Annotated in this window: 23 protein-coding genes; 6 read left to right on the top strand and 17 right to left on the bottom strand. The window is 45.5% G+C overall.

Going from position 1 to position 23,436, the window contains the following annotated elements:
• Positions 1–28 precede the first annotated feature (28 nt).
• From phrA to yjoB, 3 genes are all read right to left on the bottom strand, one after another.
• Positions 29–163, bottom strand: a complete 135-nt coding sequence (gene phrA, locus RAC86_RS01225; RefSeq protein ID WP_014113458.1) for a phosphatase RapA inhibitor PhrA — start codon at positions 161–163, stop codon at positions 29–31.
• Positions 153–1,289, bottom strand: a complete 1,137-nt coding sequence (gene rapA / locus RAC86_RS01220; RefSeq protein WP_079288553.1) for a response regulator aspartate phosphatase RapA — start codon at positions 1,287–1,289, stop codon at positions 153–155. Before rapA ends, phrA begins: the two co-directional genes overlap by 11 nt.
• A 144-nt stretch (positions 1,290–1,433) precedes the next feature.
• Entirely contained in the window at positions 1,434–2,705 is a 1,272-nt protein-coding gene (gene yjoB / locus RAC86_RS01215; RefSeq protein ID WP_061187270.1) for an ATPase YjoB, read from the bottom strand.
• A 148-nt stretch (positions 2,706–2,853) separates the two neighbouring features.
• On the opposite strand from yjoB, the gene RAC86_RS01210 reads away from it, so the two are divergent.
• Both RAC86_RS01210 and RAC86_RS01205 read left to right on the top strand, forming a co-directional pair.
• The gene (locus tag RAC86_RS01210; protein ID WP_061187269.1) at positions 2,854–3,318 is read left to right on the top strand and encodes a DinB family protein; all 465 of its coding nucleotides are present in this window, start codon (positions 2,854–2,856) and stop codon (positions 3,316–3,318) included.
• A gap of 224 nt (positions 3,319–3,542) precedes the next feature.
• Positions 3,543–4,307, top strand: coding sequence for a sulfite exporter TauE/SafE family protein (locus RAC86_RS01205; RefSeq protein WP_014113455.1), 765 nt, complete (start codon positions 3,543–3,545; stop codon positions 4,305–4,307).
• A 36-nt stretch (positions 4,308–4,343) separates the two neighbouring features.
• Here RAC86_RS01205 and RAC86_RS01200 read toward each other — a convergent pair whose 3' ends face one another.
• The 13 genes from RAC86_RS01200 to RAC86_RS01140 all read right to left on the bottom strand — a co-directional run bounded on the left by RAC86_RS01200 (position 4,344) and on the right by RAC86_RS01140 (position 19,453).
• The gene (locus RAC86_RS01200) at positions 4,344–5,837 is read right to left on the bottom strand and encodes a UxaA family hydrolase (protein WP_072566132.1); all 1,494 of its coding nucleotides are present in this window, start codon (positions 5,835–5,837) and stop codon (positions 4,344–4,346) included.
• Entirely contained in the window at positions 5,834–7,276 is a 1,443-nt protein-coding gene (locus RAC86_RS01195) for a tagaturonate reductase (protein WP_072566131.1), read from the bottom strand. Before RAC86_RS01195 ends, RAC86_RS01200 begins: the two co-directional genes overlap by 4 nt.
• Before the next feature lie 76 nt (positions 7,277–7,352).
• Positions 7,353–8,354 (bottom strand): LacI family DNA-binding transcriptional regulator, encoded by a 1,002-nt coding sequence (locus RAC86_RS01190; RefSeq protein WP_072566130.1) that lies wholly within the window; start codon positions 8,352–8,354, stop codon positions 7,353–7,355.
• Between the two features lie 87 nt (positions 8,355–8,441).
• Positions 8,442–9,710, bottom strand: a complete 1,269-nt coding sequence (locus tag RAC86_RS01185) for an MFS transporter (protein WP_072566129.1) — start codon at positions 9,708–9,710, stop codon at positions 8,442–8,444.
• A 47-nt stretch (positions 9,711–9,757) separates the two neighbouring features.
• Positions 9,758–10,594, bottom strand: a complete 837-nt coding sequence (locus RAC86_RS01180) for an SDR family oxidoreductase (RefSeq protein WP_072566128.1) — start codon at positions 10,592–10,594, stop codon at positions 9,758–9,760.
• Positions 10,591–11,670 carry a mannonate dehydratase gene (gene uxuA, locus RAC86_RS01175; RefSeq protein WP_072566127.1) on the bottom strand — a complete coding sequence of 360 codons (1,080 nt, stop codon included), beginning with the start codon at positions 11,668–11,670 and terminating at the stop codon, positions 10,591–10,593. Before uxuA ends, RAC86_RS01180 begins: the two co-directional genes overlap by 4 nt.
• A gap of 24 nt (positions 11,671–11,694) precedes the next feature.
• Positions 11,695–12,714, bottom strand: coding sequence for a zinc-binding alcohol dehydrogenase family protein (locus RAC86_RS01170; RefSeq protein WP_072566126.1), 1,020 nt, complete (start codon positions 12,712–12,714; stop codon positions 11,695–11,697).
• 5 nt (positions 12,715–12,719) lie between these two features.
• Positions 12,720–13,733: an ureidoglycolate dehydrogenase gene (gene allD, locus RAC86_RS01165; RefSeq protein ID WP_072566125.1), complete on the bottom strand. Its 1,014-nt coding sequence runs from the start codon at positions 13,731–13,733 to the stop codon at positions 12,720–12,722.
• Between the two features lie 108 nt (positions 13,734–13,841).
• The gene (locus RAC86_RS01160) at positions 13,842–15,221 is read right to left on the bottom strand and encodes an MFS transporter (protein ID WP_072566124.1); all 1,380 of its coding nucleotides are present in this window, start codon (positions 15,219–15,221) and stop codon (positions 13,842–13,844) included.
• Positions 15,222–15,303: 82 nt separating this feature from the next.
• The gene (gene uxaC / locus RAC86_RS01155) at positions 15,304–16,725 is read right to left on the bottom strand and encodes a glucuronate isomerase (RefSeq protein ID WP_072566834.1); all 1,422 of its coding nucleotides are present in this window, start codon (positions 16,723–16,725) and stop codon (positions 15,304–15,306) included.
• A 198-nt stretch (positions 16,726–16,923) separates the two neighbouring features.
• A complete protein-coding gene (locus RAC86_RS01150; protein WP_003239165.1) occupies positions 16,924–18,102 on the bottom strand; it encodes an NAD(P)/FAD-dependent oxidoreductase in 1,179 nt (392 codons plus the stop codon).
• Between the two features lie 39 nt (positions 18,103–18,141).
• Positions 18,142–18,564, bottom strand: coding sequence for a DUF1641 domain-containing protein (locus RAC86_RS01145; protein WP_003239166.1), 423 nt, complete (start codon positions 18,562–18,564; stop codon positions 18,142–18,144).
• A 391-nt stretch (positions 18,565–18,955) separates the two neighbouring features.
• A complete protein-coding gene (locus RAC86_RS01140) occupies positions 18,956–19,453 on the bottom strand; it encodes a cupin domain-containing protein (RefSeq protein ID WP_014113443.1) in 498 nt (165 codons plus the stop codon).
• A gap of 131 nt (positions 19,454–19,584) precedes the next feature.
• Between RAC86_RS01140 and RAC86_RS01135 the strand changes: the two genes are divergently transcribed.
• From RAC86_RS01135 to RAC86_RS01125, 3 genes are all read left to right on the top strand, one after another.
• Positions 19,585–20,559 carry a DMT family transporter gene (locus RAC86_RS01135; RefSeq protein WP_072566123.1) on the top strand — a complete coding sequence of 325 codons (975 nt, stop codon included), beginning with the start codon at positions 19,585–19,587 and terminating at the stop codon, positions 20,557–20,559.
• 118 nt (positions 20,560–20,677) lie between these two features.
• Complete coding sequence (locus tag RAC86_RS01130; RefSeq protein WP_061187256.1) at positions 20,678–21,430, top strand: ABC transporter ATP-binding protein; 753 nt, start codon at positions 20,678–20,680, stop codon at positions 21,428–21,430.
• Positions 21,430–22,182 (top strand): ABC transporter permease, encoded by a 753-nt coding sequence (locus RAC86_RS01125; protein ID WP_061187255.1) that lies wholly within the window; start codon positions 21,430–21,432, stop codon positions 22,180–22,182. Before RAC86_RS01130 ends, RAC86_RS01125 begins: the two co-directional genes overlap by 1 nt.
• A gap of 45 nt (positions 22,183–22,227) precedes the next feature.
• Here the strand turns inward: RAC86_RS01125 and RAC86_RS01120 are convergent, their stop codons facing one another.
• Positions 22,228–23,040, bottom strand: coding sequence for a uroporphyrinogen-III synthase (locus tag RAC86_RS01120; RefSeq protein ID WP_061187254.1), 813 nt, complete (start codon positions 23,038–23,040; stop codon positions 22,228–22,230).
• A gap of 173 nt (positions 23,041–23,213) precedes the next feature.
• Here RAC86_RS01120 and RAC86_RS01115 point away from each other — a divergent pair, with 173 nt between their 5' ends.
• Entirely contained in the window at positions 23,214–23,402 is a 189-nt protein-coding gene (locus tag RAC86_RS01115; protein WP_014113438.1) for a DUF8096 family protein, read from the top strand.
• Positions 23,403–23,436: the final 34 nt, after the last annotated feature.

Raw genomic sequence — 23,436 nt, 5'->3', positions numbered from 1 at the left:
AGACCCCTGAGGGTCTTTTTTGTCATCATCATGTTTGATTGCGTGCCGCAATATGGAATGTTTTCCCCTCTGCGTCTGCTGTTTCTCCTGCATGGACCATTACCTGAGTAAAGCTAAACCCGATCGCAACGAGCAACAAACCTGACATCCATTTAGATTTCATATAAACAATCTCCTCTCTGGATTTGTTTTTGTGCGTGCACCATTTTCTCATAAAATGAAAGTGCTTTTTCGGGCTGTCCGTTTTCTATATAGAATTGGGCAGCATCATGCGCCAGCTCTTCAATATAAGGATACAGCATATGTTCTTCAAGAAATTGAAAGGTGTGTGAGACTGATTCTGTGTCAATGTTTTTTCCATATAACGCATGTAAAAATTGAAAAAGCTCCACAAATAATTCATCACTGTATTGACGGGCGATTTCCAATCCTTCACGATACTGTTTTTGCGCTTCGGCATCATTTTTTTGTTTATACAGAACCTGTGTTAAAGAGTAGATAGAATGCGGAAGATTATCGAACTTTTCCGACTTGCAAATAGAAACAGATTTCTCAAAGTATTCGGCTGCCTTTTGCAGTTCACCCATTTTCTCATAGCAGTTGCCGAGATTGTACAGGGCGGAACTGATCAGGCGGGGATTGCCTTCTTTCTTTGCAAGATCTAAAGCCAGTTCTAAGTGGGGCAATGCTCTTTCTGGATACTGCATATCATCATAATTTCCTGCAATAACGAATTCACATTGGATTCTGCGGACGGTGTACGTTTCATACATTTGGTACGTTTCTAATGCCTGAACGGCGTAGCTCATCGAAACATAGGTTTGCTTTAAATTGTAAAAAATCTCGGCCATCTTAAAAGCAAACTCGGCCTTCTCAATATCATCCGAGACGAGGGCAAGATTCTTTTCTGCCCGTTTATAATACATCATGGCACTGACAAACATTTTCTGCTTAAATTCATACATTCCTCGAAAAAAATTAAAGTAATACTCGAGAAGCCCTGTCAGCTTGTACTGATTCCCTTCAATGTCTTCTAATAATTCTGAAAACTCTAGCTGCGACGTGTCCTCTCCAAAAGGCTTAATGTAATCCAGCATGACACGATGTCTGAACTCCATTAAAGAATAATACAGCAGCAAGTCTTGGTCTTCTTCCATATCCTCGATTTCTCTTTCTACTTCGAGCTTGACCCGTTCGGCTTCAGCAACGTGGAACTGCCGGATATGGGTATACCATTCATTAATTTTAAGCCCGACATAAGAGGACGGAATCGTCTGCTTCATCCTCAATTAATCCCCCCTTTTGAGTTACCCGAGATATGTCATATTTTATCATATTTACAAGAAAAAGAAGAACGCAAAAAGACCGCAATTGTCGAATTTCGGCTAACCGCAACAAAAAAGCGCGGGTTTTTCAAAAACCCGTGCTTTCTTTTAGTGAAAACCGACTTTGTTTCTTTCCATCCAGCTTCCCTGCCGGCTTTTTCTTTGCTCTCCTGTCATGTCTTTCACCATGGTTTCAATATGATGATTCCCTTCTTGGTGCCATTGAAGCGCTGAAGATACATATAATTCTCCCAGCTGTGCAAAGGAAAAGCCTTCTGTAAGCTTTGCGGCGTTTTTTATTTCTTCTTCACTCAAAAAGATGTCAAAGCCTCTCATTTTCATATATTCCAGCCGCAGTTCCTTATCCGGAAGCCCGATTTCATAGGCACGGTCAAATCGTCCTGCACGATTCATCAAACCTGGATCGATCTCTTCGGGATAGTTTGTCGTGCCGATGAGAAATAGCCCCTCTTTTGATGTCGCGCCGTCCAGCGTATTGAGAAAAAAGGATCGCACATCTTCCGGCATCGAATCTATATCCTCGATGACGAGAACTGCAGGAGCGAGGCGTCTCGCTGCCTGAAAGACTTCTTCTATTGTCTCGCTCGACGTAAATTCAGTAATTTGCCAATAGGCAACAGGTGCATCGATACTGCCTGCGATCGACTTCACTAATGTCGTCTTTCCGTTTCCAGGAGGTCCATATAACAGAATGCCGCGCTTGTACGGGATGTCATACGTTTGATAAAACGATTTATCACTATGAAAAAACTGATCAATTGATCTGTATATCTCTTTTTTCAATAGCGGATTCATGATTACCTGACTCCGCTGAACCTCTCTGACAATCGCTTCCTGCTCTCTTGAAGTTCCTCCATCTCCATCCGTAAAAACGGTCACTTTCCGCTTGCTTTTTTCCCAGAGACGCGGTCTGACTCCCTCCAGAAATGCACGCATCTTTTCATCGTTAACCGCAAACAGACAATCGAAACTCATGATGCTCCCATCTTGAAAATAAGGAATTCTGGCAAAAGCAACTCCCTTTTCAGGATACGCGTATACACTGTTTCTTATAGACTTATGGACGGTATAATCCGGTTCTTTTTCATCTTCATCGTAAGCAAAGGTTTTCTTTTCAAGCTTTTCAAATATATATGCCACATGCTCAGGCTCCAATGAACCGCTGCGGACATCTTCTACAAGAAGCTCCCAGTATTCCGTGTTCGGGTCATCACTGGCATAGAGCTCATAGAATATACCGTATTGATCATAAAGCGTTTCTTCAATCCGTGTGATAAGGTAACCGAAAGTGCCGTAGCCCGCTGCAGCTCTTTCATTCTCTTTTTCTTCGTACTGATAAATGAAAGGTATGTTTGTCATGTTTATACTCCATTTCATATTTTGTGAACGTTATATATACGATTGACATAGCATTTTGTTTCATCCCACAGCATATTACTTGTGAATTGATAACCGTTGATATAGGATTTCATTGCACCATTCATTTTTACATATGGAGGAGATCATATTGAGCCAATCCAATCAAATTGTCAGCCATTTTTTATCCCATCGAAACGTGACCAATGAGCTTGCTGAAAAAATCAGCAAAGACCATTACGGCTACAAACCGGCTGAAACGTCAATGTCAGCGGAAGAGCTGGTCAAACACATTCTTACGTCTTTCCACTTGTTCGCAAATGTCATTAAAGAAGGCAATGCTTCACCATTTCAAAACAAGCAGGAAGAAACAGAAACAGATCTCAATGTTCTGGCAAAAGCTTATACAGAAAAAACGGCCGCTATTCTTGAACAGCTGACTGAAGAGCAACTGGATAGAGAAATTGATCTGACAGCCGCTTTCGGCAGAAAAGTCACAGGCAGCGCCCTGCTTCAGCTAGCAATGGAGCATGAAATTCATCATAAAGGCAACCTGTTCGTTTATGTGCGGGAAATGGGCCACACAGAGCTTCCTTTCTATCAGCAGCGCATGTAACGTAAACGAGAAAAAAGATACCTGTTTAGGGTATCTTTTTTTATGCCTCCGGCTCACTTCCAGATTTCGTCCAGACACTCATTATAGGTCAAATGAATAAAGATATTGAGCAAACCAAAATCCCAAGAAGCTAACGTGCAAAAATTCAAAAAATTTAATTGATTAACGCGACCTAATCATATATAATCTGATAAAAATAGTCGGGTTTTCAGGAGGCCTTTATCATGAGTGTAAGCATCATATTGATGGGTTTGTTTGTCGGAGCCTTAGTCGGATTGACGGGAGTGGGCGGAGCGGCCTTATTAACTCCTCTTTTAATTGTGCTTGGCATTAATCCTTCCATCGCGGTCGGTACGGATCTTGTATATAACTCGATCACAAAGCTGTTTGGCGTTGCCTCCCATTGGCGGCAGAAAACGATTAACTTTAAATTAGTAAAATACTTAGCCATCGGCAGTATTCCGAGTGCGTCGCTAGCCATTGGCATACTGCATTTGTTCCCCGCCTTTCATCAGCATCAGGAAGAAATTATTAAGCACGCTCTTGGCTATGTGTTAACGCTTGTTGCCATTTCAATCATCGTTCGTTTGTTTTTGGATAGAAAGCTTCGCCCGAACCGCTGGCAGCTGATGCCGCTTGAAAATAAGCGGGCGCTGACGATTTTTATTGGTGTTGTGTTTGGATTTATTGTCGGATTAACATCCATCGGTTCCGGGTCATTATTTGCAATTGCCATGATCTACTTATTCAACATGAAAGCGTCACAGATTGTCGGAACAGATATCGCGCATGCTTTTCTTCTCGTTACGGCAGCAGGCATTTTGAACGCAAGCTTCGGAAGCGTGGATTACATGCTGGCAGCTAATCTGCTGATCGGTTCGATTCCCGGCGTGCTTATCGGGAGCCATCTCTCGCCTCGATTCTCCCCGCGTCCGCTGCAATTTATTATGGCGTCCATCATTTTGGTCAGTGGCTTAAAATTGATCTAATGAAAAAGGCTATCCTCCGGAGGATAGCCTTTTTCATTATAACGTCACACCCGATTTAAAAATGGCAAGTTCTCTGAAATCATTTTTTTCATGGTTCACAAGCTGACCGCTGGCCACTTCAATCATATAGTGGATAAACTCCCGCAGCACAAATTCCTCATGCACATCATCCTCCGCTAAAAGACCTGCGTTAAAATCAATCCAATGCGGTTTCGCCTCGTACAGCTGAGTGTTTGTCGCTACCTTCACTGTCGGGACAAAGGTGCCGAACGGCGTGCCTCTCCCCGTTGTAAAGAGGACAATTTGGCAGCCCGCCGCCGCCAATGCGGAGGAAGCGATCAAATCATTGCCCGGCGCGCTCAAAAGCGTCAGCCCTTTTGTCTTGAGCACTTCGCCGTATTTCAAGACATCCGCGACAGGAGAAATCCCCGCTTTTTGCGTGCAGCCCAGCGATTTATCCTCAAGCGTAGAAATCCCTCCTGCTTTATTGCCCGGTGAAGGATTTTCGTACACCGGCTGATCATGTTTTATAAAGTATTGTTTGAAATCATTGATTAAATGGACAATCTTATGAAACACTTCTTCATTGGCAGCCCGCTGCATCAGGATGGTTTCCGCACCGAACATTTCCGGGACTTCCGTCAGCACCGTGCTCCCTCCCTGTGCGATGATATAATCTGAAAAACGGCCAAGCAGCGGGTTTGCCGTTATACCGGAAAAACCGTCCGAACCTCCGCATTTCAGCCCGATTTTCAGTTCGGACAGCGGAATGTCTTCTCGCCTATCCCCTTTGGCCGCTTCATGAATCTCCTTCAGCAAAGCAACGCCTGCCTCCATTTCGTCGGTCACAGACTGGGATTCGAGAAATTTCACCCGATTCAGGTTCACGTCCTGCAGTGCTTCCTTCATTCCTGCCAGCTCATTGTTTTCACAGCCAAGCCCTAACACCAAGACACCGCCGGCATTTGGATGGCGAATGGCATTCAGCAGGATTTGCTTCGTATTTTCGTGGTCGTCGCCAAGCTGCGAGCATCCGTATTGGTGTTTTAACACGAGCACGTTATCGAATGGAGCGATATCCCCCGTTTCTCTGACAAAACGCTGGAGCATTTTTTCAGCTATCCCATTGACGCAGCCGACAGTTGGCACAATCCACAATTCATTGCGTACACCGGCAGCTCCGTTTTCTCTTTTAAATCCTTTAAACGTCCGGTTCTCATTTGAGTACGGATTTTCATCAAATCTCGGTGTATAGCTGTATGTTTGGATATCAGACAGGTTTGTTTTTGTATTATGGACATGAATATGCTCTCCGATGGATATATCTTGTGATGCATGCCCGATTGGAAACCCGTATTTGATGATGCTGTCGTTTTCTTTGATAGGCTGAAGCGCAATCTTGTGGCCTCTTTTTATATCATCCTTCACTTCAATCGACATGCCATCCGCATTCAGCCGCTCTCCCTTCTCAATATCCCGCAGAGCAAGAAGGACATTATCTTGTTTATGAATCTTTATAAATGACTTCATCGTACCTCTCCCCTTTGTGTGCAGCATTGTTCAAGAGCCCGCTGCATGCCCAGCTCATGAATATGATTCAAGTAATCAGCGACTCTCTCAGTCAGCCTCGGTATCTCGTTCAGATCTGCCCCCCACAGCCGCTCCTCGCCTAACACCCTTGAGGCGATACGAAGCATGTCTCGATTCTCCTGATGCCACACCTCTTTGAAAAATTGAAGAACAGCCGGATCATCCTCCAATTTCTCGTTTCCCTGATAAAAATACAAAAGAGCGCTGAAAGAAAACACCAAGCGTTCAGGAAGCTGTCCCTTCTGTTCAGCATATTCCTGAATGGTCGGCAGGTTTCTCGTTTTGAATTTGGAAACGGAGTTCAATGCAATGCTTTCTAGGTAATGCTTAATATACGGGTTTTTGAAACGATTCAGCACATCATCAGCATATTGAGAAAGCCCTTCCATTTTTAAAACAGGAAGAATGTCGTCACCGATCATCTCTCTAATAAACTGCCCCACTTCCGGATGCTCGACAGCATCCCGCACAGTTTTTAAACCGTATAATAAAGCAACTGGCGTCATTGCCGTATGAGCGCCATTTAAAATTCTCACTTTTTTAATCCTGTAAGGTGTCAGGTCGCTGACAATCTTTGTATGGAGCCCGGCAGCTGCAAAGGGCAGTTCTTCCCCAATCCAATCCGGCCCCTCGATAACCCATAAATAATACTGCTCTCCCACAACTATCAGTTCATCTTGATAGCCCAGATCTCCAGTAATCTCATCAATACTGTCGACAGGAAAGCCCGGGACAATGCGGTCTACTAAACTATTACAAAACGTGTTGGCATCATGAATCCACTGTGTAAACCCTTCTTCCAGCTTCCATAGATCTGCATAATGAAGAATCGTTTCCTTCAGCTTTTCGCCATTATTCTCGATCAGCTCACATGGGATCAAGACACAGCCTTTAGTCTGATCTCCTTTAAAAGCTTGATAGCGAAAGTAGAGAAATGCCGTTAATTTCCCAGGGAATGTTTTTTGCGGCCTATCCTCTAAACGATCTTTTTCATCACATACGATACCGGCCTCAGTGGTGTTGGAAATGATAAACCGCAGCTCTTCACTTGAAGCCAATTCTTTGTAAGCTTCATAATCAGAAAACAGATCAATTCCGCGGCTGATTGAGTTGATAATCATATGCTCGTTTACCGCTTCTCCGTTTTTCATTCCTTGTAAAAAAAGCGTGTATAAACCATCTTGCTGATTTAACCTTTTGATTTTTTCTGACCCTCTTGGCTGCACAACTGCGACGCTCCCATTAAAATCAGTGTGTTGATTCAATTGATCAATCTGCCAATCGACAAATCCTCGAAGAAAGTTCCCTTCTCCGAATTGGAGAATTTTTTCCGGATACTGAGTATAGTGATCGTACACACTTTTATTTAGCTTCTGCATCTTCATTGCCTCCCTCTCTCATTTATGCACACGTTAACATTTTTCTGTATAAAGAATGCCCGCTGAAAACGGGCCATCACGTCGTCAATCGTCTGACTGAATCACGCACCATGAATTCTGTGTTTTCCAAGATTTTTTCTGCTTTTGTTTCCGGCTCGCTGATCAGCGTCAATAGTTTTTGCGCGCCAAGCACGCTGATTTTCTCTACTGGACGCTTCACTGTTGAAAGCCTTGGCGTAATGTATTGTGAAAATCCAATATCATCAAAACCGATCACTGAAATATCATCAGGGACGCGCAGGCCCTTTGCGAATATCGCATTCATCGCTCCGATTGCCATGTCATCATTCGAACAAAAGACAGCAGTTGGAGGATTCGGCAGTGCCAGCAGCCGCTCCATCGCTTGAAAGCCGCTTTCCATATCGTATTGCCCTTTGACACTGTATTCATGTTTGATCGGAATATGATGATGAATCAGTGCGGCTAAGTAGCCTTCCTTACGCTGCTGGGAGGATTTAAAGCCTTCGATTCCCTCGATGATGGCGATATCTTGATGTCCGTTCTTAATGAAGTATTCTACAGCTTCCTGAGAGCCTTCTTTGTCATTGGACAAAATATTCGTGATGCTGCGGTCATCAATATCGCGATTCAGTACCACAAGCGGGATGTTTTTTTCTCGAATATGATAAATAAAAGAATTATCAATGTCACTTTGGCTCATTAAAATGATGCCGTCATATCTCATCGGCGTAACGGAGTCATAGTTTTTCAGATCATCGATGCCGCGGACATAGAGATTGTAATCCTCACTTATGGCTTGATTTACGCCTTTGATTGTGTCAGCAAAGAAGCTGTGTGAAGTTCCGTTTGTGATGCTTGTAAAGAAAAGCCCGATCGTATGTGACTTTTGCATCGCCAGGCTTTTCGCGTTTACATTTGGTGTATAGTTGAGCTGTGCTGCGAGCTCTAGTATTTTTTTCTTCGTATGTTCTTTGATGTAAGGACTGTTGTTGAGTGCTCTGGAAACGGTTGTGTGGGATACGTTTGCGAGTTTTGCGATATCTTTTATGGTTACCATCTAATTCCCTTCCTTATCATACCGGCTGCGATTAGTTACTGTATATTGTATCATCAAACATACCGCCTCTCCCACTATATTTCCAGATTAATAAGACACCGGATTCTCCGCTTCTGTTCCTGCTGGTTTGCCGATGATCGGACGGACAAAACGAATAACAGCTAGTGAAGCAAAGACAGCTAACCCTCCGGCAAGCAAAAATGCTCCAGAAAACGTGCCCGTTCGGTCAACAATAAAGCCGGTTAAAGCCGGGCCTATAATTCCTGCCGTGTTAGCAAGGAAATGCATGAATCCGCCTACAGAACCGACATTGTTTTGATCAACCACATCTTGAATGACAGCCCAATAGATAGCGCCTGTCAAATAGAGAAAGAACACTGATAAAGCGACAAGTGTGACAGCGCTCGCAGTAGTTGTCACAAGCCCGGCCAAACCAATCAGGACCGCTGAGGAAAACAAACATGAGACAAGCACAACCTTGCGCGAGAACAGCACACCTTTTCGGGCTGTTTTTTTGTACACATAGTCGGAAACAAATCCCCCCGCTGCAAGGCCGATAAAGCCTAAAATCCACGGAATGACCGTGATGACACTCATCGATTCAACACTTAGTCCCCGCTCTTCAACAAGGTAGCTCGGAAACCACGTCAAAAAGAAGAAGAGGATGTAGTTGTAAGCGAAAAAAGCAAACGCCGTAAACAGGACTGTTTTTTGCTTCAGGTAAAAGGTGAGCGGAATTTTTTCTCTAGGAGGCGTTTCTGCTTTGATTGCCGGTGCATCCCCCATCGCTACTGGCGGCTTCTCTTTGACAAACTTGAACCAGAGCACTGCCCATATTAATCCAATAATCATAATGAGAACGAAGGATACCTTCCAGCTGAACGCGATTGCGATCATGCCGACGATCGGGCCGGAAATGGCTCCCCCGAGCGGCGTTCCGCTGTTGGTCACACCGACAACAGACGCCCGCTGGGTCGGCGGGAACCAGTTATTCACCATTTTGTTGATGGTCGCAGACAGCGGGCCTTCTCCCATTCCGAAGAGGATGCGTATAATCAGCAGGCTGACAAAACCAAAGGCGAGGGCGACTGCTCCGCTGAACAGCGACCAAACGACCATGGCGACAAACAAGGTCATCTTTGCCCCGTAGCGGTCAGATGCCACGCCCCCAAGAAAGTTAAAAATGGCATAACCAATCGAAAAACTGCTGAAAATCAAGCCCATTTGCGTGGCAGATAATGTGAGATCATCTTGAATAAAAGGAGCTGCAATGGAAAGTGCCGAGCGATCCAGGTAATTAATCACTCCTGCCAGGAACAAAAAAAGGATAACGGGAAGCTTATCTTTTGAGAACATCTCAACCTCACCCCTATGTTGGTTCAGCTTCTGTTGCGCTGCTTTCGTTACACGCCTGAATAAGCCATAAATCCTCCATCGACAGGAACAGTGACCCCGGTGACAAAACCGGAATAGGATTCATCCGCCAGCCAAAGAAGTGTGCCGAGCAGGTCCTCCGGTTTTCCAAAACGCTTCATCGGTGTTCCCGCAATAATTTTGTTAGAACGTCCGGTTAAGGTTCCGTCTCGATTGATCAGCAGATCATGATTTTGTTTTGTCAGAAAAAAGCCTGGGGCAATCGCATTGACCCGCAGTCCGGTTTCAGCAAAATGAACGGCCATCCACATCGTAAAGTTATTGATCGATGCTTTGGCGGCACTGTATGCCGGAACCTTCGTCATAGGTGAATAAGCACTCATGGAAGATAGATTGATAATCGCCGGTGAATCAGCCTTCAGCAGCTCTTTTCCAAACACTTGAGAGGCCAGAAACGCACCGGTGAAGTTGGTAGAGAATACAGTTGAAAAGCCCCCCTCATCCATATCAAAAAAGGATTGGCCTTCTCCTGCTTCTACATATGTCTCCACATCGGTTATCGCGTCAGGATGATTGCCGCCAGCCCCGTTAATTAACAGTTCGACAGAGCCAAATCGGCCGAGGATGTCCTCCTTTGCCTGCACAAGTGACCTCCTGTCCAGCACATCCGCAGAAACAGAGCAAGCTGTGCCGCCAGCCGCCATAATCTGCTTCACGACCGCTTGGCCTTTTTCAGCCGTCCGATTCAATATCGCCACCTTCATGCCATGGCGGGTAAGCTCCCGGGCCATCGCTGAACAAAGCACGCCGCTGCCACCAGTGATGACAGCCGTTTTACCAGCCAGGTTCTCATGCAGCGGAATCATACTTCCACCTCTTTTTTTGCCATTGCTTCATAGGCGTCCCACAGCCCGTTCAAATACATGATGCCAAGTGCCCGATCGTATAGGCCATATCCCGGGCGGCATTGCTCGCCCCAAAGATGGCGCCCATGATCCGGTCTGACATATCCTTTGTAATCCTGCTTATGCAGTTCTTCCATCACGCCTTGAATGTTGATCGAACCGTCTTTCGTCAGATGAGATGTTTCAATAAAATCGCCATTCTCAAAAATTTTCACATTGCGAATATGTGAAAATGGAGCGATGCCGGCATACGTCTTAGCAATCTCCACCATGTCATTAGCGGGATTGGCTCCCATTGAACCTGTACAAAGAGTGATGCAATTAGACGGTGAATCCGATATCGCCCTTAGCCTCCTATAGCTTGCCTCCCCTGTGATAATACGCGGCAGCCCGAAGATCGGCCATGGCGGGTCATCCGGATGAAGGGCCATTTGAACACCGTGACTTTCTGCAACCGGAAGAATTTCCTGCAAAAAGAATGATAGATTGTCCCATAGCTGTTCTTCATCGACCGTTCTGTAGGCTGCAAACAGCTCTTTGATCCGAGCTAATTTTTCGGGCTCCCACCCCGGCAGTGTCATGTCAGATGCTTGCTCCACCGTCCGAATCAGCTCTTGGGGCTCAAGGCTCTCCACCTTGGCCTTTTCAAAAAACAGAGCGGTTGATCCATCTTCCAGTGGACGAAACATGTCCGTGCGTGTCCAATCAAAAACCGGCATAAAATTATAGCAGATCACTTTCACGCCAAATTCGGCAAGATTGCGGATGGTTTGTTTGTAGTTTTCAATATATCGGCTTCGTTCATCGTTTCCGAGTTTAATCGCTTCATGAACATTCACGCTTTCTACAACTTCAGTATGAAAACCATAGGATTGAATATATTCGGTCTCGGCTCTGATTTCTTCTTTTTCCCATACATCGCCGACAGGTTTTTGATGGAGAGCCCAGACGATGCCTTTGACTCCGGGAATTTGCTTCACGTGTTCCAGTGTGACTGTATCGTTGCCTCGGCCATACCATCGAAATGTCATATTCATGTGTACACCTCCGGATTCAGTGGATTAATCAAACGTGATAACGGCTTTTCGCACCTGATCTGGATGCTCCTTGATAAACTGAAATGCGTGATGGACGTCATCTACTGAAAATGTATGGGTCACCAGCCCGTTATGCGCTAACCGTCCTTTATTCAAAAGCTCTACCACCTTGGGAAACTGATTGGTCTGCAATCTCGATCCGGTTATCGTGACTTCTTTTTTTGTAATCGGCAGCTGAGAAATTTGTGCCGCTTTTTCATCAAATCCAAGCACAACCACATGTCCCGCGGGAGAAACGACCTCAACTGAAAGCTCAAAAGTCGCCGGCAGACAAACCGCATCAATGACCACATTGGCTCCTTCATTCCCAGTCCATTCCCGGACCCGCTCAGCAACATTTTCTGTTTGGGCATTCACGACAGCGTCGGCACCGTTTTCTTTCGCAAATGCCAGCCGCTCGTTATTCAAGTCAGTCATCATGACGGCAGCGCCCGCCAGCTTAGCCATTTTCAACACACAGATCCCGATGGGTCCCGCTCCCTGAATCAGAACGGTATCACCTTTTTCCACCTGGCCTCTCCACACTGCCTGGGCGCCTATCGTGTAAGGCTCGGCCATGACCACTTCTTCCCAAGGCAAGTCCTTTGATACAACGTGAAGCTGCCTTTCTGGAAGCACAACATATTCCCGCATGCCGCCATCCTCATGTACGCCAAACACAGAAAGCTTGGCACAAACATTCGGGCGCCCTTTGCGGCAGGCGTAACACGTTCCGCAATAAGAAATCGGCTCAATCACAACGTGGTCACCGGTTTTAAGGCTCTGTACATTCGCCCCAACTTCCTCTACTTGTCCCGTTACCTCGTGTCCGATGACTCTCGGGAGGGTGGCGAGCGGATTCGTGCCATGATAAATGTGCATGTCTGAGCCGCAAATCCCGACTCGCTTGACTTTCACGAGCACTTCATCATCCTTTGAAAGAACCGGCTTCTTCATCTCCGCAGTCACCAGATCATACGCTTTTCGCACTTGAACCGCTTTCATTTTTCTCACCTGCTTTTTAAGAATTCATACACGCTCCGAGCAATTGATATTCCGTGTTCCTTATTTCTTTCTTCATGCAGCTGCTCGATCTCGCCGGGCACATACACTCTCTCGACTCCAGCAGCCGGCGGTGACTGCTGGAGTTCATCGAGCATGGCATCCATCTGCTCTAAAAACGTATCCCGGTCGGTAAAAAAGGACGGATTGATCGCGCAAACGTAATGTCCCAGCTTTCTTTTTTGATCAAGGCCGCTGTACATTTTGGCGATATGAGGGCCAAAAGCCGCGCCCGCCAGCAATCCGGAAAACACATCTACCACAATAGATAGTCCATAGCCTTTCGGGCCGCCGAAGGTTGAAAGTGAGACGACCTTGTAAGGATCGGTTACTGCTTCTCCGTTTTCATCAACCCCCCATCCCTCAGGAATGTCTTTGCCCTCTTCACGGGCCTGCAAAATCTTCCCAAAGGCCACTTTGGATGTCGCCATATCTAAGATAAACGGTTTCTTATGCTTAGCCGGAACACCGTAAGCAATCGGATTTGTCCCTAAAAAAGGAGACCTCCCCCCAAATGGAACAACGATACTGTCCGTATGTGTCATTGCCATTCCGATCAGCTTTTCTTCAGCTGCTTTTTGCACAAAATAGCTTAGCGCTCCGCAATGGCTGCTGTTTACGGCCGTGACCATGCCGACTCCGTTTTTCTTCGCCATGTCAATTGCACGGTCCATCGCCATATCACAAATTACATGGCCGAAACCATCATCTCCGTCAAGCACGCCGGTCACAGGCCCCGTTTCTTTAAAATCAGGATGTGCTTCGGGATTGATCCCTCCCGCCCTTAGCCTGTTCACATAGTGCTCTGTTCGCAGCACCCCATGCGAATGTACAGTGCGTAAATCGGCGTGCACGAGGACATCTGCTACTTTTTCAGCATCTTGTTCATTCAAATGGGCACCGATCAGCTTGACCCGAACGAGTTCCTTTGCTTCTTCAGCCGGTATCGTTACCGTTTTCAATAAAGTGCCTCCTTTCTTTCTTTTCAGTTCTTTGGGCACCCCTAAGCGAAAACCCTTACAAACACATCATATTTACAAATTATTTTAAATATTCTTTATATTACGTTGTCAGCTCTTTTGATGAAGATCCTGAACGATCTGTGCATGCTGCTGGTCTGTGAGTTTATAAAGAAAGCCGATAATGATCATCGCTAATGCCAAAGCAATGGCCGGATACAGAAGCAGAAGCGCTTTGATGCCAATCAGCGCCTGTGCTGTCTGGACTGCATTCGGCACATAGCCGATAATCCCCAAACCGATCCCCGAGAGAAAACCGGACAATGACTGAGCAAGCTTTCTTGAGAAATTGAAAAGTGAATATGTCGTTGCTTCTTTCCGTTCACCGGATTTCCATTCGCCATAGTCAATAATATCGGAGACAAGCGCCCACGTGATGCCATTTGGAATACTGATTCCGATAAAGGCGATACTGGCTAGAATCGTAAACACATAAACGTTTGATGGCAGCATAAAGTTGATGAGATCCGCGGCTACACTGATGCCGAAGCCGATCATTGCCGTTCGTTTCTTTCCAAACATCTTGACGAGCTTTGGCAGAAATACGACGCCCAAAAAGGAAGAACCGATAATAATAAAGTTCATATAAGCCATTAATTCAACATTGCCCAGGTTATATTGTGCGAAATAGACTAGCATGGCGGATTTAATGTTGTATGCGGAAATTGAAAAAATCGTCATCAGGACAAGGGTTAACAGCGGTTTATTCGAGATAAATGTTTTGACGACAGATGAGAGTGTTAATTTTTCTTTTGGCGCTTCCGATATGACAATGCGCTCTTTGCAATTGCGGTAGCAAATATAAAACCAAATCACACCAAGTGCGGCGAACAAGCCCATGACCACCGGGTAGCCGACCTTCGGATTATCAAACTTGACGAGCAGCGGCATCACGGCCACACTTGTGATAAACAAAGCCCCAAGTGATCCGATTTGGCGGAAAGTCGAAATAGAGGTCCGATCCTCAGAATTTTGAGTCATCGCTGCCCCTAATGAGCCATACGGAATATTCACAAATGAATAGCCGATGCCCCAAATCATATAGGATGCATATGCATAAATGAGTTTTCCGGTCGTTGATACATTGGGAGACAGAAAAATAAGAACAGTAAGCACCGCAAGCACGATGCTGCCGATTAATAGATAAGGCCTGAATTTCCCCCGTTTGCCGATATTTTTGCGATAATCAATAGATGAGCCGACAATTGGATCTGTTATCGCCGCAAACAGCTTGCTGACTAAAAAAATGCCGCCGGCCATCGCAGCCGGGATTCCCGCTACATCAGTAAAATACTTTAATAAATAAATCTGGCCGAGATCAAACATAAAACCGTTGCCAAAATCACCAAATCCATAGGAAATTTTCTCTTTCAACGAAAGCTTTTTCTCCGTTTCGATCGACACAACCTTATTTGCCAGTTCAGTTCGCATCTTCCACCTCTGTGTCTTAAGAATTTTCGGGTAGTGGTCCGCTCAGGATGACGCATGATCGTGTTGCTGAGCGGACATTTGGTTACACGTTTGCTTTCTCTTCTTGAAATTGAAAGTAGTGTTTCGCATTGTCATAGCAAATTCCCTGAACAATGCTTCCCAGAAGCTCCATATCATGCGGCACTTCGCCGTTTTCCACCCATTCCCCGATCAAATTGCAGACGATCCGCCTGAAATATTCGTGGCGCGTATAGGAAAGAAAACTTCTGGAATCGGTGAGCATGCCGATAAAGCGGCTGAAAAGCCCGACATTTGACAACGCTTTCATTTGCTCGAGCATCCCGTCTTTTGTATCGTTAAACCACCATGCTGTACCGAATTGTATTTTTCCCGGGGTAACACCGTCCTGAAAACTGTTGATCATGCTGGCGATGACATAGTTATCGTTTGGATTAAGTGAATATAAAATCGTTTTCGGCAGCTTGTTCTTCATCTCGACTGAGTTCAGCAGCTTGTATAAAGGCTTAGCAATTTCTTCATCATTCATAGAATCATAGCCTGTATCAGGTCCAAGTCTCTTCATCATTTTTGTATTCGTGTTTCTTAAAGCGTTGATATGAAACTGCATCGCCCAATCGAGCTCCGCATACAAACCGCAAAGAAACTGAAGCGTATACGTCTTAAATTTCTTCTCATCTTCATAAGAAACCTCTGTTCCTTGTAATCTGTCAGAAAAAATCCGTCCCGCTTCCTCTTTTGTCGTTTCGGCAAATACCATCGAATCTATCGCGTGATCAGACACTCTGCCGCCGGCTGAGTGGAAGAATCGCACCCGTTTTTCCAGTGCCTTTAGAAATTCATCGTAGGTTGTAATCGATATGGCTGCGGCATCTTCAAGTGCCTGCACCCAATCAGGAAAGCCTTCACGATTGATCTCAAGTCCCTTATCCGGCCGAAATCCAGGCAGCACGCTGACAGGAAAATCTTTGTCTTCTTTTAATAATAGATGGTATTCAAGAGAATCGACAGGATCATCAGTTGTGCAAACGACCTTTACATTTGATTTTACGATTAAATCCCTTGCCCCGAAGCCTTCTCCTTGAAGCAGTTCATTCGTCCGTTTCCATATAGCCGGCGCGGATTGCTCATTTAAAATCTCATAAATGCCAAAAAAACGCTGCAGTTCTAAGTGAGTCCAATTGTAGAGCGGATTGCCAATCGCCATCGGCACGGTTTTCGCCCAAGCCATAAATTTCTTCTCATCTGCCGCTTCGCCGGTAATGTATGTCTCTTCAATCCCATTGGCTCTCATGATGCGCCATTTGTAATGGTCTCCATACAGCCAAGCTTCCGTGATGTTTTGAAATGTCTTATTTTCATAGATTTCTTTCGGGCTTAAGTGGCAGTGGTAATCAATAATCGGCATGTCTTTCGCATAATTGTGATAGAGGCTGACAGCGGTTTCATTTTTCAGCAAAAAATTCTCGCCCATAAAGGGTTCCATGTCCTCACCGTCTTTCATTCTATTTCAAAATGTTAACGTTAACATTTTGATTTAATTTTATTTTACCTTTATATTCCTCTAGGATCAATCTCTTTTTTGAAAATGAAATGTTAACGTTAGCAAAAAAACAAAAAAAGACATTGCCGGAAAGCATCCCGAAAGGAACGCTTTTGGCAATGTCCGAGTCCACAAAAAGGATTAGTAAGCCAGGCTGAAAAGTCCTTTAATGTGTGTTAAGTAGCGTACGTTACTTGCTTCTTTCATCAAGGAAGCAGGAAGACCTTTAAGCGGTGTAGAATTAGCACCAATGATGGCAACCGCGTCTTTGCGTCCGAGGCTTGCAAGTGTACCAGAGTTTACTGGCTTGAATGTTTCAAGCGTTTTGCCTTCTAAGTAAGCGAATAGGTTGTAACCGATCAGCTCACCCATTTGCCATGCGATTTGTGCAGTTGGCGGGTATGGACGGCCGTCTGGAGCGAAGTAAACTGCGCTGTCACCGGCAACAAATACATCTTCATGAGATGTAGATTGCAGGAAGTCATTTACTGTCGCGCGTCCGCGATTCACTTCAAGACCTGATTCACCGACCAATGGGTTACCTTGTACGCCGCCAGTCCAAACAAATGTGTTGGCAACAACTTTAGATCCGTCTTTCAGATCAATCACGTTTCCTTCTACATTTGTAACAGGAAGACCTGTTAAGAACTCAACGCCGCGTTTTTCAAGGCTTGCAGTCGCACGTTCGATAAGATCATCCGGAAGAACAGGAAGGATTTTCGGACCTGCTTCAACCAGTTTCAATTTGATTTCTTTATGGTCTACGCCGTATTTTTTCGCAAGGTTCGGCATGATATCAGCAAGCTCACCGACAAGCTCAACACCTGTTAAGCCGCCTCCGCCGATAAGGATTGTTGCATCAGCTTCGTTTTTCGTTTGAGAGTACTCGCGCACACGATCTTCAACATGTTGGAAGACTTTGTTCGCATCAGCAGCAGATTTCAATACCATGCTGTTTTCTTCAAGACCTGGGATGCCGAAGTAAGCTGTTACAGAACCAAGACCTACAACAAGCGCATCGTAAGATAATGTAGAACCGTCAGCAAGCGCAACTTCTTTTTTATCAACAGAGAAAGAGCTTACTTCCGCGATTTTAAGATCAATGTCTTTGCCTTTAAAAAGTTTTTCTAATGGCATTGCAACCGCTTTTTCAGACACGTTGCCTGCTGCAAGACGGTGTAATTCCGTAATGATTTGGTGAGTTGGGTATTTGTTTACCACAGTCACGCGTGCTTGTTCTTTTGTGTAATGTTTGCGAACTGTTAGAGCAGAAAGAACTCCGCCATAACCAGCGCCTAGAATGACAATATGTTTTGACATCGTATATCCTCCGTCCTTTATATCAATTTGAATCTGAGATTATTTTTGGTTTTCGCGTTCGTTCATGACTTCAAGGTAGCTGTTAGCAAAACGGAACAGCTTTTGAGCTTGAGGATCTTTCAGCATGCGCAACAGGCCGAAAAGACCAATCGTTTCGTTGCTTGCATCCGCGCGGTCTTTCGCTTCGATTGCAGTCGCAGCTACTTCTTTCGCTGTTTCTTTTACAGGCTCAAGAATTTCAGTGATAGCACCGACAGTGTCGCTTTTTAGCACTTCGTCAGTTGCTACAGACTGAGCGAAATCATAAGACTTCGTTAAAATATTCACTAACTCAGTCAGCTTCGGAAGCTGGTCAACTAAAACGGTCAGTGATTCTTGAACTTCCGGCTTTAACAGCTGATCAATAAGATCTTGCTGGCTTTGGCTGACAGACGCATTTGTTTGATCGATTGTTTCTGGCATATCCAATTCTCCTTTACTATAAGCAGTTTGCAGATTTTTTTGGAAAGGGTAGTGCCTCTCCCTGGTCTCATGCATGAAAGCATAAGAATAAGGATTGTGAATTCATGCACAATCATTTACAAAAATAAATGTTTACTACCCAGTTTTTCATCTTGCCATATTCAGTATTATTTTTATCTCAAAAATAAACAATTGAATAAGTCAAAAATCCTTTACTCTCTCTGAAAATAGCAAACACAAAAAACTCCAATTCGATTACCTTCTATATGATAACACTTTTTGAACAAAATTTGAACGTGAATTGCTTCGATTATGAAATTAATTTATATGGAGCCCATGTCATAACATTTCTGCGACACTAGTTATTGACAACCCAGCAATTTTCTCCCCTTCACTTTACCCATATTCCCAATAGAGGTTCTCTTTTTCCTGTGATCGGATCTTTCGCCGGCAATGACACCTGCTTGATCTGTTTCATCGCTTCCTCCCATTCATTCGGCTCTCCCGTCTTCATATCATAATGAACGCCTCCCGGATAGGCGCCAACGACGGTAAAATCGGCGCTTGAGCTTAGCTTTTTATGGCCGACTCCAGCTGGAATCACGACTGCGTCGCCGGATTTGAAAGGAATGGCGGCCCCTTTTTCTCCCCCAAATTGAATCACAGCCTCTCCCCTAACTGCAATCAGGACTTCATGCGTATTGCTGTGATAATGATGGTATGGAAAAACACTCCCTGACCAGCTGTTAGACCAGCCATGCCGGTTGACGATCCGCTCTGCCTGACCGGTGTCCTTGAGTGCGTTTTGATACACAACAAGCGGAAAATCAGGGTGATTCGGAATCCTGCCGTCATCCTGAAAGAAGTACGTCTGTGTCCTTGCTTCCAACAATCTCACCTCCATTTTTTGTCTTCCACACTTAGCGGTTCGCAAAACATGCTTATTTTCTCACGACTCCATTGATCTGTGCGATATCGAATAGTATAGTATAAAAAAATAATGCCAGAATGAGGGATATCATGAAAGCAATCGTTATCGGAATATTGGCTTCACTCTTTTTCGCCGTTACCTTTATTTTAAACAGAGCGATGGAGTTATCCGGAGGCAGCTGGCTTTGGAGCTCTTCGCTGCGCTTTATTTTTATGGTTCCGTTTTTATGTTTGATAGTCATCATGAGAGGGACATTCGCCCCTCTCTTACAAGAGATGCGGAAAAAGCCGTTCTTTTGGATTAAATGGAGCTTTGTCGGCTTCGTGCTTTTTTACGCGCCGATCACATTTGCAGCTGCATACGGTCCAGGTTGGCTCGTAGCCGGGACCTGGCAAATCACAATTGTAGCCGGTGTTCTGTTATCTCCATTTTTCTATGTCAAAAAAGACATGCCGGACGGGCCGCAGCTCGTTCGGCAAAAGATTCCCCTTGTTTCACTTGGCACTTCCGTGATCATCCTGATCGGAGCGGCACTGATACAGCTTCAGCATGCAGAATCGCTTTCTGGGAAGATGCTGCTTTTCAGTGTGCTGCCGGTTGTCATTGCGGCTTTTGCTTATCCGCTAGGAAACCGGAGAATGCTCGAAGAATACGGGGGCCGGCTTGATACATTTCAGCGTGTGCTGGGGATGACCTTGGCTAGCCTTCCATTCTGGCTTATAGTAGCAGCTTACGGCTGGTGGTCAGACGGCCTTCCGACAGCTGGCCAAACCGTTCAATCCTTTATCGTGGCCGTCAGCTCAGGCATCATTGCGACCGTTTTATTTTTCTGGGCCACTGATATGGTAAGAGACAATCCGCAAAAACTCGCAGCCGTTGAAGCAACTCAATCCGGTGAAGTGATTTTCGCGCTGCTTGGTGAAATTGTTCTGCTGTCAGGCGTTTTCCCATCTCTTTTATCATTTGCCGGTTTATTCATTATTATAGCGGGGATGGTGTTACATACCTTCGCTTCACAGCCGGGAAAACCGAAAAAGAAAACACGGTCAAATCTGACCGCGTAGCATCTGCCGGAGAACGGGTGAAAGCCTGTTCTCCTTTATTTTTGCTACCAAAAGGCATCTGTTTCACGTTATAGTTAAATATAGTATAAGCCTACTTTACTGAAAGGTGATTATTGTAATGGAAGCAAACAATCAAACACAATACAAACCAGCCATCTCCTTCAGATCAGTCAAAAAAAGCTATGAACAAGACGGACAAACCTATGATGTATTGCAGGATGTCACCGGAGACATTCAACAGGGCACAATCGTGGCCGTTTTAGGTCCTTCCGGTTCAGGCAAAAGCACCCTCCTGTCCATGTGCAATTTAATGAGAACGCCTGACAGCGGCGAAGTAAATATATACGGAAAGGAAGTCCGAGAATGGAATGTCAATGAGCTGAGGCGAACGGCAGCCCTCGCATTTCAATCGGCGCCCGTCCTCGACGGGACAGTGCGTGATAATCTAAGTCTGGTCCAAAGGCTTCACCAATCACAGCTGTACTCCCCTGAAGAGCTCGCTTCTCTTACAGGGCTCCCGCCAGAGCTGTTAGACAGAAGCGCCAAGGACTTATCGGGCGGACAGCGGCAAAGGCTGTCACTAGCCAGAACGCTCGCAAATCCTTCCTCTATTCTATTATTAGACGAAATCACGTCGGCCTTGGACCCGGTTTCTGCTCTTGAAATTGAAAAGCTGATCAAACGTCAGCATCAAGAGAAAAAATGGACGGTCATGTGGGTGACTCATAATATGGAGCAGGCAAAACGAGTTGCCGATACCATTTGGTTTATGGCGGATGGACGGCTTCTGGAAACTGCAGCAACCGAAACATTTTTCTCCAATCCGCAACATGAAGCAGCGAGAGACTTTTTGAAGGGAGGCACTCGGTAATGGATTACCTTTCCCTCTCTTTAACGATGATCTTTGTTTTGATCGCCTTGTTTTTATCAAAATCCTTTAAAGCAGGCGTAGAAAAAGACATGATCATCGCCACCATCCGGGCCGCGGTACAGCTGCTTATCATCGGTTATGTACTGTCGCTGATTTTCCGCGGAGACCATCCCGTTTTTATCCTGCTGATGGTGCTGTTAATGCTGGCAGTGGCGGCGCAAAATGTCATCAAACGAAAGAAAAATACAATCGGCTCGTTTTGGAGAGTGTTCGCCGCGTTAGCGATTGTAGAAATTGTAACGCAGGGAATTCTGCTGTCTCTTCATATCATCCCGCTTACGGCCCGATATGTCATTCCGATCAGCGGAATGGTCATCGGAAATTCAATGGTGCTCTCGAGTCTGTTTTTAAACCGGCTCAGCTCAGAAGTCGAAGTTCGCAAAGAAGAAATTCAATTAATATTGTCTCTTGGAGGCACACCGAAGCAATCTATACAGCGTATTCTTACTTCTGCGATGAAAATGAGTATGATCCCGACGCTGGAAAGCCAGAAAACACTGGGGCTTGTTCAGCTTCCAGGCATGATGACAGGCCAGATTTTAGCGGGCGCGGACCCGATTCAGGCGGTTCGCTTTCAGCTCTTAATCGTGTTTACAACGATGGCGTCAGCGGCGCTGACATGTGTGATTTTAAGCGTGCTGACATACCCGACATTATTCACCGCGCATCAGCAACTGAAACAGAATGGATGACAGACAAAAGCCGCTTTTCCCTTGGAAAGCGGCTTTTTGTACTGGTTATTCCTTTTCTTCATAATACTTGGACAGCTCAACAATCATCGCGCCCATCCGCTCAATCTCCGGCGCAAGCAGTCTCGTGATGCCTTCTTCCCGAAGTGCTTCAGCAGTCACTTTTCCGACAGCCGCAGCGATGGCGCGCTCTTCGAATACAGCCTTCACTTCATCAATATAGCCGTGCCCCTTGGCAAAATCAAACAGGGAACGAACCTGAATTGCCGTTGTAAAACAAACGGCGTCGATCTCACCGTTCATCAGCTCCCGGCATAACCGCTCCACCGTTTCCTCCTCTGGCGGGATGTGCTGATAAGGCAGAATCGGCAGGACAGACGCGCCCTTTTCTTCAAGAAATGCCATGAGGACCGGTGCTTTTTCTCCATGAAGCTGCACCATGACTGTTTTTCCTGAAAAGTCGTGAGGTTCCAAGGAACGGATTAAACCTCTTGTTGTCCCGTCTTCATCCGAAGCTTCCGGGGTGATCCCAAGCTTTTTCAGCGCAGCCAGCGTTTTGTATCCTCGGCATGCCGCTTTCGCTTGGCGAATGGCCTGCAGAAACTCATCTTTCAGACCGATTTTCTCTGCCATATCGACAAGAGTCTCCGTGCCGATGCCTGTCGTGAAAATGACCCAGTCAGCTTTTTCCTCCACAAACGTCCGCAAATCCGGCTCCACCTGCTTCTCTGCTAAGTAAACCGTGCCTTGGAGAGGCCGGATGACAGGAGTTCCGCCCTGTTTTTCAATAATCGTGCTGATTTCTTCCGTTTTTCGGGAGCCCCCGATTGCCACGCGCTTTCCATGTAACCCTTTTCCCATACCCGTTTCTCTCCTCTTTGCATAGGCTTTTTATGTATACAAGTTTAATAAAGCTATTGTGGCGCAAACCAAGGGAGAAATCAAGATAAACCCAAGCCTCTAAAATCCATTTGAATACACCTGAAGCTTGCTGTAATATAGACAGCAGATACGTTTGCTAACGGGGGATCGCCATGGAAACAAAAAAAGAAGAATATGAAACAAAAGGCTACGATACATCGATCGTTTACGAATTCAATGAATATCCGGACGTCCGCAGCGGGCGCTGCGATAACTGTGATTACACACTGTTCAAAAGCTCTGTAAAAGGCGGAAAATTTCTTAGAGAATGCCGGAGATGCGGGATGAAAAAAAATATTTAACAAAAAACCGAAATCTAATTTTTGATTTCGGTTT

The organism is Bacillus sp. LR_5 (assembly GCF_042709275.1).
Note: the sequence above shows the minus strand (reverse complement) of the source record. Positions and strands in the feature narration are given on the sequence as shown.

Bases quoted from the DNA above. Each gene is read 5' to 3' on its own strand.
- RAC86_RS01150 (WP_003239165.1), bottom strand. From the start codon at position 18,102: ATGTCAAAACATATTGTCATTCTAGGCGCTGGTTATGGCGGAGTTCTT.
- phrA (WP_014113458.1), bottom strand. From the start codon at position 163: ATGAAATCTAAATGGATGTCAGGTTTGTTGCTCGTTGCGATCGGGTTT.
- RAC86_RS01135 (WP_072566123.1), top strand. From the start codon at position 19,585: ATGAAAGCAATCGTTATCGGAATATTGGCTTCACTCTTTTTCGCCGTT.
- RAC86_RS01170 (WP_072566126.1), bottom strand. From the start codon at position 12,714: ATGAAAGCGGTTCAAGTGCGAAAAGCGTATGATCTGGTGACTGCGGAG.
- uxuA (WP_072566127.1), bottom strand. From the start codon at position 11,670: ATGAATATGACATTTCGATGGTATGGCCGAGGCAACGATACAGTCACA.
- uxaC (WP_072566834.1), bottom strand. From the start codon at position 16,725: ATGGAACCCTTTATGGGCGAGAATTTTTTGCTGAAAAATGAAACCGCT.
- RAC86_RS01125 (WP_061187255.1), top strand. From the start codon at position 21,430: ATGGATTACCTTTCCCTCTCTTTAACGATGATCTTTGTTTTGATCGCC.
- yjoB (WP_061187270.1), bottom strand. From the start codon at position 2,705: ATGACAAACATACCTTTCATTTATCAGTACGAAGAAAAAGAGAATGAA.
- RAC86_RS01205 (WP_014113455.1), top strand. From the start codon at position 3,543: ATGAGTGTAAGCATCATATTGATGGGTTTGTTTGTCGGAGCCTTAGTC.
- RAC86_RS01115 (WP_014113438.1), top strand. From the start codon at position 23,214: ATGGAAACAAAAAAAGAAGAATATGAAACAAAAGGCTACGATACATCG.
- RAC86_RS01200 (WP_072566132.1), bottom strand. From the start codon at position 5,837: ATGAAGTCATTTATAAAGATTCATAAACAAGATAATGTCCTTCTTGCT.
- RAC86_RS01185 (WP_072566129.1), bottom strand. From the start codon at position 9,710: ATGTTCTCAAAAGATAAGCTTCCCGTTATCCTTTTTTTGTTCCTGGCA.
- RAC86_RS01145 (WP_003239166.1), bottom strand. From the start codon at position 18,564: ATGCCAGAAACAATCGATCAAACAAATGCGTCTGTCAGCCAAAGCCAG.
- RAC86_RS01190 (WP_072566130.1), bottom strand. From the start codon at position 8,354: ATGGTAACCATAAAAGATATCGCAAAACTCGCAAACGTATCCCACACA.
- RAC86_RS01180 (WP_072566128.1), bottom strand. From the start codon at position 10,594: ATGATTCCGCTGCATGAGAACCTGGCTGGTAAAACGGCTGTCATCACT.
- RAC86_RS01195 (WP_072566131.1), bottom strand. From the start codon at position 7,276: ATGCAGAAGCTAAATAAAAGTGTGTACGATCACTATACTCAGTATCCG.
- RAC86_RS01120 (WP_061187254.1), bottom strand. From the start codon at position 23,040: ATGGGAAAAGGGTTACATGGAAAGCGCGTGGCAATCGGGGGCTCCCGA.
- RAC86_RS01130 (WP_061187256.1), top strand. From the start codon at position 20,678: ATGGAAGCAAACAATCAAACACAATACAAACCAGCCATCTCCTTCAGA.
- RAC86_RS01160 (WP_072566124.1), bottom strand. From the start codon at position 15,221: ATGCGAACTGAACTGGCAAATAAGGTTGTGTCGATCGAAACGGAGAAA.